This window comes from Thalassospira australica, from assembly GCF_044790785.1.
Taxonomy (GTDB): domain Bacteria; phylum Pseudomonadota; class Alphaproteobacteria; order Rhodospirillales; family Thalassospiraceae; genus Thalassospira; species Thalassospira australica_A.
Genome location: NZ_CP085258.1, coordinates 1,561,387 through 1,572,818, shown reverse-complemented (window position 1 = coordinate 1,572,818; position 11,432 = coordinate 1,561,387). Strand labels below are relative to the sequence as shown.

General features: G+C 54.9%; 11 protein-coding genes and 2 tRNA genes. 4 read left to right on the top strand and 9 right to left on the bottom strand.

Features of this window, described 5'->3' with window-relative positions:
* Positions 1-3 precede the first annotated feature (3 nt).
* Entirely contained in the window at positions 4-1,146 is a 1,143-nt protein-coding gene (locus LG297_RS07520; RefSeq protein ID WP_404426306.1) for an ABC transporter permease, read from the top strand.
* Positions 1,147-1,186: 40 nt separating this feature from the next.
* On the opposite strand, the gene hydA is transcribed toward LG297_RS07520, so the two are convergent.
* From hydA to LG297_RS07495, 5 genes are all read right to left on the bottom strand, one after another.
* The gene (gene hydA, locus LG297_RS07515) at positions 1,187-2,608 is read right to left on the bottom strand and encodes a dihydropyrimidinase (protein WP_404426305.1); all 1,422 of its coding nucleotides are present in this window, start codon (positions 2,606-2,608) and stop codon (positions 1,187-1,189) included.
* Between the two features lie 13 nt (positions 2,609-2,621).
* The gene (locus tag LG297_RS07510; RefSeq protein WP_404426304.1) at positions 2,622-3,887 is read right to left on the bottom strand and encodes a cysteine desulfurase-like protein; all 1,266 of its coding nucleotides are present in this window, start codon (positions 3,885-3,887) and stop codon (positions 2,622-2,624) included.
* Positions 3,888-3,925: 38 nt separating this feature from the next.
* Complete coding sequence (locus LG297_RS07505) at positions 3,926-4,663, bottom strand: amino acid ABC transporter ATP-binding protein (RefSeq protein WP_404426303.1); 738 nt, start codon at positions 4,661-4,663, stop codon at positions 3,926-3,928.
* Entirely contained in the window at positions 4,663-5,334 is a 672-nt protein-coding gene (locus LG297_RS07500; protein WP_404426302.1) for an amino acid ABC transporter permease, read from the bottom strand. Before LG297_RS07500 ends, LG297_RS07505 begins: the two co-directional genes overlap by 1 nt.
* Before the next feature lie 71 nt (positions 5,335-5,405).
* On the bottom strand, positions 5,406-6,203 hold the full coding sequence (locus LG297_RS07495) for an ABC transporter substrate-binding protein (RefSeq protein WP_404426301.1): 798 nt from the start codon (positions 6,201-6,203) through the stop codon (positions 5,406-5,408).
* Positions 6,204-6,380: 177 nt separating this feature from the next.
* On the opposite strand from LG297_RS07495, the gene LG297_RS07490 reads away from it, so the two are divergent.
* Entirely contained in the window at positions 6,381-7,070 is a 690-nt protein-coding gene (locus tag LG297_RS07490) for a FadR/GntR family transcriptional regulator (RefSeq protein ID WP_404426300.1), read from the top strand.
* A 23-nt stretch (positions 7,071-7,093) separates the two neighbouring features.
* Here LG297_RS07490 and LG297_RS07485 read toward each other — a convergent pair whose 3' ends face one another.
* The 3 genes from LG297_RS07485 to LG297_RS07475 all read right to left on the bottom strand — a co-directional run bounded on the left by LG297_RS07485 (position 7,094) and on the right by LG297_RS07475 (position 7,738).
* Positions 7,094-7,354 carry a SemiSWEET transporter gene (locus LG297_RS07485; protein ID WP_082824739.1) on the bottom strand — a complete coding sequence of 87 codons (261 nt, stop codon included), beginning with the start codon at positions 7,352-7,354 and terminating at the stop codon, positions 7,094-7,096.
* 213 nt (positions 7,355-7,567) lie between these two features.
* Positions 7,568-7,644, bottom strand: a tRNA-Val gene (locus LG297_RS07480).
* A gap of 17 nt (positions 7,645-7,661) precedes the next feature.
* Positions 7,662-7,738: transfer RNA gene (locus LG297_RS07475), tRNA-Val, on the bottom strand.
* Positions 7,739-7,944: 206 nt separating this feature from the next.
* Between LG297_RS07475 and LG297_RS07470 the strand changes: the two genes are divergently transcribed.
* On the top strand, positions 7,945-8,811 hold the full coding sequence (locus LG297_RS07470) for an N-formylglutamate amidohydrolase (RefSeq protein WP_404426299.1): 867 nt from the start codon (positions 7,945-7,947) through the stop codon (positions 8,809-8,811).
* Complete coding sequence (locus LG297_RS07465; RefSeq protein ID WP_404426298.1) at positions 8,811-9,422, top strand: GNAT family N-acetyltransferase; 612 nt, start codon at positions 8,811-8,813, stop codon at positions 9,420-9,422. Before LG297_RS07470 ends, LG297_RS07465 begins: the two co-directional genes overlap by 1 nt.
* A gap of 764 nt (positions 9,423-10,186) precedes the next feature.
* Here LG297_RS07465 and LG297_RS07460 read toward each other — a convergent pair.
* Entirely contained in the window at positions 10,187-11,344 is a 1,158-nt protein-coding gene (locus tag LG297_RS07460; protein WP_404426297.1) for a diguanylate cyclase, read from the bottom strand.
* Between the last annotated feature and the right edge of the window lie 88 nt (positions 11,345-11,432).

The window sequence follows — 11,432 nt, the reverse complement described above, 5'->3', positions numbered from 1 at the left end:
TCGATGTTTGGCAAACGGATTGAAAATATCTATCGCCTTGGCATCAAGGAGCTTTTCAGCCTCCGTCGCGATGTCGTGTTGCTGATCCTGATCTGCTGGGCGTTTTCATTTGCGATTTACAATGCCGCCACCGGCTTTTCCCATGACCTTAAAAACGCATCAATCGCGATTGCCGATCTGGATAAATCCAAACTGTCGCGCCAGATCGGCGATGCGTTTCTGCAACCATTTTTCAAGACACCCGGGGAAATCAGCGAAGGCGACATCGACGCCGCCATGGATGGTGGCAAATATACCTTTGTGCTGGTGATCCCACCCGATTTTGAAAAGGATCTGATTGCCGGTCATCAGCCGGAAATCCAGCTTAACATCGATGCCACCGCGATGATGCAGGCCGGGATCGGCCAGGGCTATGTCAGCAATATCATCGCCCAGGAAGTCCGGACCTTCATGGGCGGGGTTTCGGCCTATGTCGCGGCCAGTCACGAACCACCGGCGACGCTTGTGACGCGCTATGCCTATAACGAAAACGCCACCAGTTCATGGTTCACCAGCGCGATGGAGATCATCAACAACATCACCATGCTGTCGATCATCCTCTCGGGGGCGGCGCTTATACGTGAACGCGAACATGGCACGATTGAACATCTGCTGGTGATGCCGCTTGATCCTTTTGAAATCATGCTGGCAAAGGTCTGGGCCAACGGGCTTGTGATCCTGATCGCCAGTGCGGTATCGCTGTTTTTCGTCGTCGAGCTTATGCTTGGCGTGCCGATTATCGGCTCCAAGCTGCTGTTCTTTGCCGGAACCATGCTGTATCTGTTTTTTGCCACCGCCCTTGGCATTTTCCTTGCGACCATGACGAAATCAATGCCGCAATTCGGGCTTCTCTTCATCCTTGTCGTATTGCCGATGCGGATGTTGTCGGGCGGGAATACGCCGCTTGAAAGCATGCCCGAAACGCTTCAGAACATCATGCAGTTCGTCCCGTCCAGCCACTTTGTCAACTTCGCACAGGCGATCCTGTATCGCGATGCCGGGATCGATGTCGTCTGGAAGGAATTCCTGATCGTCTTCGTGATCGCCGCCCTGTTCTTCGCCTTTAGCGCAATCAGGTTCCGCAAAAGCATCGCGGCAATGCGATAGGACGCATTGCCGCCATTCATTGAAATCTTTGATGCCGAACCTAGCCAGCCGTTTTTTGCGACGCGGTCAGGGATGACCGTTCACGCGCGACATAGGCCCCATATCCCTTTTCCCCGACCAGCCTGCCGTCTTTGACAACAGTTTTGCCGCGCACCATCGTGTGCACCGGCCAGCCGGAAATTTCCAGCCCTTCGAACGGGGTATAATCGGCCCCCTGGGCGAGCAGATCATTGGTGATGGTGATCTTCTTTTCCGGGTCCCAAAGGGCGATATCCGCATCCGAACCAATCGCAATCGTGCCCTTTTGCGGATACATGCCGTAAAGCTTGGCGTGATTGGTCGCGGTGATGGCGACAAAGCGGCACAGATCAATCCGCCCCTTTTGAACACCTTCGGAAAACAGGATCGGCAGGCGGGTGGCAACACCGGGGATGCCGTTGGGGATCCAACGGAAGTTTTTCCTGCCCTTTTCATTAAGCTTTCCCGCCGGATCGTCAAACCGGAATGGGCAATGATCGGATGAAAACAGATCAAAGACGCCGCGTTCCACCCCATCCCAGCAGGCATCCTGACTGGCCTTGTCACGCGGCGGCGGGGAACAGACAAACTTTGCCCCCTCCATTTCAGACTGATCAAGATCATCGGCCGTCAGCATCAGATATTGCGGGCAGGTTTCCCCGACAACCTTGCTGCCGCGCATTCGGGCCCGTTCGATTTCTTCCATGGCTTCGCGGTTCGAAACATGGACGATGACAATCGGCGTATCGACAATTTCGGCCAGCGATAAAGCGCGATGGGTTGCTTCGCGTTCAGCCGCAATCGGACGGGTCGTGGCATGGAATTTCGCCGCCAGATCACCATTGGCTTCGTGCCGCCCGATCAGGAAACGAATGGCATCCTCGTTTTCACAATGCACCATCACCAATGCACCTGAACGCCGCGCACTTTCAAGCGTATCAAGGATTTCATCATCACGCAGACGCAACCCGTCATAGGTCATGAAAACCTTGATCGACGTATAACCATCCTCCACCAGCGCCGGAAGCTCCTGCCCCAGAACCGCCGGGGTCGGATCGGTGACAATCAGGTGAAAAGCGACATCGATATGACATTCGCCGTCCGCCTTGGCGTGATAGACCTTTAAGGATTCCCGAAGGCTGTCACCCTTTTCCTGCATGCAGAAACTCAGGATCGAGGTATTGCCCCCCATCGCCGCCGACCGCGTTCCGGTTTCGAAATCGTCGGCCATGACGATCCCGTCGCCCGATGGTTGGGAAATGTGGACGTGGCTGTCGATCCCGCCGGGCATCACATAAAGCCCGGTGGCATCGACAATATCGTCACTGCCATCAAGATTTGCGGCAATCGCGGCAATGCGCCCGTCGACAATCCCGATATCGCCGCAGTAAATGTCGCTGGCGGTAACGATTGTGCCGTTTTTGATGATGCGGTCAAACTGCATGTGATCGGCTCCCCTATCGTGCGGCTGCGGCGGATTTAACGGCATTGAGCATCCGGTCGAAGGCCGCAGTCAGACGATCAACTTCTTCAACCGTATTGTAATGAACCATCGAAACCCGGACCATGCCGCCATGCTCGGTCACTTCAAGATATTCCGCCAGACGGCGGGAATGGAAATCACCAAACCGGATGGCGATTTTTTCGTCATCAATGATTTTGCAGACCTCGCCGGCATCCATGCCATCAAAGCGGAAGCTGATCGTTGGAATTCGAATGCCATCGCGGTTGTCCGAACGGCCAATGATCGTGCAATCATTGCGGCTGCGAAGGTATCCCAGCAACCGGTCAACAAGGGCATTTTCCTGCAAGGTGATGGCGTCATAGGCCGCAACGATTTTCTGCCGCACCGAACCGGTTTCGCCGGTCATTTCACCAAGTTTCACAAGATAATCGACAATGCCGCAGGTGGCATAGGCAAGCTCGTAATTCGGATTGCCGGATTCAAGTTTGCCCGGCACCTTATCCTTGCCGTAGAAGTAATGATAAAGCGTATCGAGTTCGAGCAGATGGTCGTATTTGCCATACATCAGCGCATAATGCGGCCCATAGGTCTTATAGAGGCTGAAGACATAGTAATCGGCGTCAAATGCCTGCACATCAACCGCACGATGCGGGGCATAGGCCACCGCATCAACGCAAATACGCGCCCCGCGCGCATGGACGAAATCGGCAATCTGGCGGATCGGATTGATTTCACCAAGAATGTTGGACACATGCGTCACACAGACAAGCTTGGTGCGGTCGGTCATAAGCGGCTCAAGGTCTGCCAGATCAAGCCTTAACTGTTCGCGATCCAGTGGCCAGAACTTCACCTTGATCCCGGCACTTTGCAGTCTGTCCCACGGGCCGATATTGGATTCATGATCGGCAACCGTAACAATGATTTCATCGCCCTTCGACAGCTGGCTTTGCATGGCCCGGGCAAGGTTCTGTAATAGTGCTGTGGTCGAGCTTCCGAACACGATTTCTTCGGGGCGGCTGGCATTGACCAGATGCATCGCACTGGTTCGTGCTTCAAGCAGCGCCTCAGCTGCCTTTTGCGACACCTCGTAAGAACCGCCGATCTGAACGTTTTTATCAAACAGGAATGTATTGATCCGTTCCACCGCCGATTTCAGGATTTGCGAGCCCCCTGCATTGTCAAAAAGCACCCAGCCCTTTGACAGACCGGGAAACTGGCTGCGCACAAAATCCATATCGAGCTGTTTGTTGGTTGTCATAAACTATCCTCCGGAATGTCCGTGTTTTTATTTGTTTTTCAGTGATCAAGAACAGCGTGCAGGAAGCTTTTCGTGCGCGTTTCGACCGGTTGATCAAAAATCTGCGCCGGGGGACCGGCTTCGATGATGTTGCCGCCATCCATGAAAATAACGCGATCCGCGACCTGGCGGGCAAAGCCCATTTCATGGGTCACAATCACCATCGTCACCCCTGTCCCGGCCAGCTTTTTCATGACATCAAGAACCTCGCCAACCATTTCCGGATCAAGGGCCGATGTCGGTTCATCAAACAAAAGAACCTTTGGCTCCATCGCCAGCGCACGGGCAATCGCGACACGCTGCTGCTGGCCCCCCGAAAGTTGCCCGGGATATTTATCGGCCTGTTCGGAAATGCCGACCCGCTGCAACAGGTTGCGTGCATGTTTTTCGGCATCAGCCGTTTTGGCATGGCGCACCCGCATCGGGGCCAGCATGACATTGCGCAGCACCGTCATATGCGGAAACAGGTTGAAGGACTGAAACACCATGCCGACTTCAGCGCGGACCTTGGCCAATGCACGGCCCGGCTTGACCGGGATGCCATCCACCGTGATCTCGCTTTCGGCGTCGAATGCCTCAAGATGATTGATGCACCGGATCAGGGTCGATTTCCCTGACCCGGACGGACCGATGACACAGACGACTTCGCCCTGTGCGATATCAAGGTCAATCCCGTGCAGAACCTTGAACGAACCATATGCTTTTTTAAGATTACTGATCCTGATCAGGGCCGCCATTATCGTTTCCCCTTGCTGTAACGTTTTTCAAGTCGGGTAACGACACACACCATCGGCCAAAGCAAAATCAGATAAATCAGTGCTGCCCCGATCAGGGGGGTCGGGTTTGCCGACAATGCCTGCGCTTGGGTCGCCTGTTTCAAAAGGTCGGGCATGGCAACGACCGACGCCAGTGCCGTGTCTTTCATCACATTGATGCAATTGTTGGTCAGTGGCGGGATCACGATGCGGATGGCCTGGGGCAGAATCACGTCAATCATCGTGTGACGATTGGAAAGACCAAGCGCGGCCGATGCTTCGAACTGGCCATGTGGAATGGCCTCGATCCCCGCGCGGAAAATTTCGGCGGTATAGGCCGATGACACCAAAGTCAGCGCCATAATCGCAGACAGAAAAGGCGACAGACGAATGCCGACAAACGGCAGCGCGTAATAAACAACAATCAGCAGAACGAGCAGCGGGATCGATCGGAAAATATCGATATAAAGCCTGACAATTACACACACAAAACCCGGTGCATAAAGCCGCGTCACCGCAAGAAAAAGACCGCCAATAAGGCCACAAACAATACTGGTGACGCCGATTTGCAATGTCACCAGCAACCCCGACATCAGCTGCGGCAAGCTTGCAAGCAACACCGGGACATTAAAGAATGTCGATAGAAGGTCCATAATACTACCACTTCGATAAGGAGTGTCGGCGGCAGGCCGAAACCCACCGCCGGACGAGACGGTACGCCCTGTTACTTCAGGGTCGGCATATCCATGACCGCGACGGTCGAAGTGGTTTCTTCGGGTTTTGCACCGAACCAGGTTTCATGCAGCTGTGCGATGAAGCCTTCTTTTTTCAGTTCGGTCAGAATGTCGTTTACCTCGGTCGCAAGCGGAGCGTCCTTGTTAAACATGATCGAATATTTTTCACCGGTGGTTATACGTTCAACGACTTTAAGGTTCGGCTTGTCCTTAACGTAATACAGTAGTGCCGGAATGTCGCTGATATAGCCGTCGATACGACCGGCTACCAGATCAAGCATCGCCGGTGAAAGGCCTTCGTAGCGGCGGGTTTCAGCCAGTTTATAGTCCGCGCCATGCTTGCCGACCCACATATCGCCGGTCGATCCTGTATCGACGCCGACAACCTTGTCAGCCATACCGTCCATGCCCTCGATACCGCTTGCCGCGGCAACGGTCAGTGACTGGTCACTGTCGTAATATGGCTGGGCGAAGGTGACCGATTCCAGACGTTTATCGGTGATGGTGATCGACGATACCGCCATATCGATACGGCCCGACTGTACCGCCGGGAACAGGCCGTTGAACGGGATGTTGACGAATTCAACAGATTTGCCAAGACGCTTGGCGACCTCGGTTACCAGATCGACTTCAAAACCGACAGTCTTGCCATCGGCATCCTGAAATTCCCACGGAACGTTACCGATATTGGCCCCAACAGTCAGATCTGCCGCATTTACCGACGCAATTGCCGAAACGGCCAGAACGCCACCCACGAGTGATGATTTGAGGTACGAGAGGAGTTGCATGATGTTTCCCTTGTTTTTTAAACCGTCCCTGAATAGTCTGGTCTAACTGGTCAGACCGGTTAGACCAGACAAACATGTTTCAATGGCATTTGCAAGTTGGATCATGCAAAAATCAAAAAGGCCGCCTTCAACGAAAGTCGGCGCGTCCAAGGATAATAACGAATAAAGGTCTAGGGCATGCTTACAAAAACGTTCTTGCCGCAATCCGTTGCGCGAGAAATTCAGGAAATGATCCAAAGCGGCGCGCTGAAGCCGGGGGAAAAGATTCCGTCCCAGCGTGAATTTTCGCAAAAGTTCGGCGTCAGCCGCGCTTCCCTGCGCGAGGCCCTGCTGACACTTGAAACACTTGGACTGATCAAGACCGAGGCTGGTCGCGGCACCTTTGTCACCGACCCATCAAATGCGACCAAACCGGACATGGCGCCGTGGCGCTATTCCGACAGCTATTCCGTGTTTGATGTATTTCAGACCCGCATCATGCTGGAAGGCCAGATTACCGAACTGGCAAGCGGCAGGCTAACCGCCAACCAGCTTGACCATATGGAACAGGCCACCAAGCAGATGGAAGATTGCTGGGCCAATCAGGACCTGATCGCCAATGTCGAGGCCGATTTATCATTCCACGACACGATTGTCGCAGCATGCAGCAATGCGATGTTGCGCGCACTTTATCAGAATGTTCGCGACCAGTTAACCGAAACACAGCGCCAGCCGATCCCGATTACCGATCCGGAACGCATGAAGGCATCCATCGCTGAACACCGGCGGATCACTGCCGCTCTTCGCGACAATGACGGCCCCCGCGCCCGCCGCGAAATGGAAACCCATATCCGCAACACCGCCAGATGCGCGGGCCTGCAACCCTGAACTCGGCAGTCGGGAAAAACGCCCTATCCGTGACGCAGCTTGAAAAAGAGGATGGTCGAGGCCAGGACAAGGGTAAAGCCGTTGGCAATGATCACCGGCCAGTCACCACGGATCAGGCCATAAACCAGCCAAAGCGCGATCCCCGTACACAGGATCAGAAACATCACAAGCGAGATGTCGGCGGTCGAGCGGGTGCGCCAGGTGCGGATGACCTGCGGCAGGAAGGCAATCGTGGTCAGTGATCCGGCAAGAAGGCCAAGAACGGTTTCAAAAGACATGATCATGGCAGGCCCCCGTCAGATCGTCCGGCCTGCCGATCAGGCATCGGGCCGAAACAGAACGCTTGATTGAATGCATTCAACACATAATACAACCAACTTCAAGCGGGAAATATCCGGGCCGATCATGATGCGCCGGAAGCCTTGATAACCTTGGGAAATGAACGGTTTCTGGGACCAGAAACACAAGACCCCGCTCGGAAACCGGCGGGGAGGAAATGGTGGGCCTAACAAGACTCGAACTTGTGACCTCTCGCATGTCAAGCGAACGCTCTAACCAACTGAGCTATAGGCCCCTGTATTTGGGGAAAGATGGTGGGCCTAACAAGACTCGAACTTGTGACCTCTCGCATGTCAAGCGAACGCTCTAACCAACTGAGCTATAGGCCCTCTAACCCATCTTTCATCTGACCGGCCTCCAAAGCGGAAGGCTTGGCCAGCGCCGTTTGTGACGGCGAGGCGGTATTTATCCCAAGGCAGAAAAAGGTGCAACCCCTCAATTGGTTTTTTGACAAAAAATCTTCATCTATGGGGGACGGGATGGATCGCTGTTGCTATGATCATCATCCAGTTTAGGGAAGACATAACAAACGACAATGAACCAGTTGCCATCGGATCTTACCGGCAGTGGACCGGCAACCGTCATCCTGCCATCCCGGCAAACCCTGCCGGTGGTGTTTGCATCACCCCATTCCGGTCGCCATTATCCGCCGGAAATGATCGAGATTGCCCGAATTGACGCATTCGCACTGCGCGCGTCCGAGGATGCCTTTGTCGATCAGATTTTTGCAAGCGCCCCCAAACTTGGCGCGCCGATGCTATGCGCGACGTTTCCGCGTGCCTTTGTCGATGTCAATCGCGGCGCGCTGGAATTGGACCCGCGCATGTTCGACGGCCCCCTGCCCTCCGATGCCGATATTCATTCGATGCGCGCCCTTTCGGGGTTGGGATCAATTCCGCGCGTCGTCAGCGGCGGGATCGAGATTTACAAGGCGCGCCTGCCCGTTGCCGAGGCGATGCACCGGATCGATACCTATTATCACCCCTATCACAGCGCGCTTCGCAAACTGATCGATGCAACGCGCGATCAGTTTGGCTATTGCATCCTGATTGATTGCCATTCCATGCCCGGTGATTCTGTCGACAGCAGCAAAAACCGCGTTGATCTGGTTCTGGGCGATTGCTATGGAAGTTCCTGCCATCCGTCTTTGACGCGCTTTGTCGAAGATCGTGTCCGCGATCTGGGCTTTAGCCCGTCGCACAATGATCCATATGCAGGCGGGTTCTGCACGCGCCATTACGGGCAACCGGAAAACCACGTGCACAGCCTGCAGATCGAGCTTTCACGCTCGCTTTACATGGACGAAGACACGATCACGCCCCACCGCGGATTTGACATCCTGCGCGAACAGATGACACATCTGATTTCGTGCTTCCACGATCTTGACGGGAATCCTTTCTGATGACCAGCCACCCCGTTTCCCCCGTGCCATCGGGCAAGCCGCTGCCGAATGGTGATGCCGCCCTGGAGGATCTTGTGATCCGCGATGCCGAGCCGGAGGATTTTGGCCGCATCACCGAGATTTACGGCCACCATGTTCTGCATGGCCTGGCCTCGTTCGAGGAACGTGCGCCTGAAATCGCCGAACTGACATCACGCTGGCAGCATGTCCGTGAACGCGGCCTGCCCTATCTGGTCGCCGAAATTGATGGTCGCGTCGAAGGTTTCGCCTATGCCGGGGCCTATCGCCCGCGCCCGGCCTATCGTTTTACCGTCGAAGACACGATCTATATCGCGCCCGATGTTGTCGGCAAGGGGGCCGGTCGCGCGCTTCTGTCCGAACTGATCAAACGCTGCACGGCGCTCGGCTATCGCCAGATGGTCGCCGTGATCGGTGACAGCGCCAATGTGGCCTCGATCGGGCTGCATGCGCGTCTCGGCTTCCGGGTGGCGGGCACATTGCAGTCGGCAGGCTTCAAGCTTGGCCGCTGGGTCGATAGCGTGATCATGCAACGCGGCCTTGGCGACGGGGACGGCAACTTCCCGGAAGCAGATCCGGGGCGGGAGAAATAATCCCGACGGAACTATCGCGAAAAACGAACAAAGGCATCGTTCGAAAGACGGCGCCTTTTGCATCAGGCATTCATGATGCCCAACCAACAGGCGATTTGCACCGCACAATTTCCCTCAAACCATATATCCGGATTTTAGGGGAAATTCCCCGCTGCCGTAAAAACCACGCAAATCGTTGGAATTCAGGCAAAAAAGAAGGCCGCCTGTGACAGCGGCCCAAGTCTAGGGAGGAAACGTCCAAGAAACGAGCGACAAGTCGCTCGCCGGAATGCACTGCGTCCTACCGCAGCGCACAAATAGACATTACCCATTAGATCGGGCGAACGCAATACGTTTTTGACTATTTTTTTATCAAAAAAATAAATGCCCTCTTTTTGATCAAAATTTCATCGAACTGACACTTTTTCGAACTGAATCCCGCCCGTCCGAGGTCATTTTTTCAGCATCGCCCCCAATTCCGGGCCCGGTTCATTTGTGAAAATTTGGCGACTCATGACAAATCAACAGGCCAAAGAATGACAGAAACCCTGCGATTCTATCGATATATTCGAAAATTTCCCCTTCGATTCCCGTCATGAGAATATGCTCAAACCCCGCAGAAACTCTCAGCTTCATGACCATCGGGTCATTCTGGCGGTGAAATCGTGGAAAAATACATTGCCCGAACCGACCCCATCGAAATTTGTGTCACACCCAATTGGACAGAAAAAACGGCCACAGAAACCTGTGACCGGCAAAACGGCTCAATCTAAACGGAAAAGGTTCTAGTTCAGGGTCTGGTTGACGACCTTGCTGTCCGTCCGCGCCGATGATTTGACCGCTGCCGGGTTTGCCGCCTTGCGGCCCGACAGGCCATCGGCAACGATCTGTTCGCGGTCATGGCGTTTTTTGGCGTCATACATGCGCTGATCCGCCAGATCAATCAGGTTATGAGGCTGTGAAATGGCGTCTTCGATCCGTTCGGCAAGACCGTAACTGGCCTGCTGGGTCAGGCCATTGGCAAGATCGGCAAGGCCGGGCAACATGACACGATGCATGACTTCTCCGGCACGCGCCAGCGTCAGGTCGGGCAGAATAACAAGGAATTCCTCCCCGCCCCAGCGGATCACCAGATCGGCACGCCGGAACCGGTGCGCCAGATTGCGCCCGGCTTCTTCGAGAATACGGTCGCCGTAATCATGGCCAAACTGGTCGTTGATTTTCTTGAAATCATCAAGATCAACAAAGGCCACGGTAAGCGGGCTTCGCTTGCGGAAAGCCGTTTCGAAATTCAGGCGCAGCATTTCCATACCAAAGGCACGGGTATAAACGCCGGTCAGCGGATCAATCGCGATTTCCTGTGCCGCGACAATCGTCCGGTAAAGCTGCACCAAAGCGGCCAGAACGGCCAACGGCAACAGGACCGCCAGAATCATTTCAACCGGCACATAGCCGCTGGCAACCGGCCCCTGCGCCCCGAAAACCACCAAGACCAGAATCGGGAATACCATCACCCCCGCCTCGGCCAAGGTCAGCGGCATGATCGCCACCAGCACGACAAGGCCGAGCAGAAGGAAGCTGTGAGCAGTCAGCATTTTCGGGGAGGCACTGAAATCAAGGCCCGAGAAACCGCACAAAAGCGTTGCGGCGACGACAAGAAACAGCATCGGCAGATAAGGCGCACGCCGTCGCCATTTGGCACTGACCGCACGGTTCAACAGCACCGCAATGGCGATTGCCATCACAAGAAAACGCATGATCACGGTTTGCGATTGCCAGAAACCGGTGCCATAGGCCCCGTCCCAGAACGGCACCAGCGCAAGCAGAACAAGGGTAAAGAAGGCAGCAAAGCGCGCGGTCAGCTGGACCGATTCCTTGCGCCGCAGATGCAGAAGTTCCGCATGCCGGGGCGTGTAAAGGAAATCACGATAGCGGCAACGCAATGGGCCTGCGAAGCGCCGACTATCTCTTCGGGGACCAGACAGCACGCGGATCAGCTCCAACTTCTCTATGCGAAGGAGCCACAGCAGC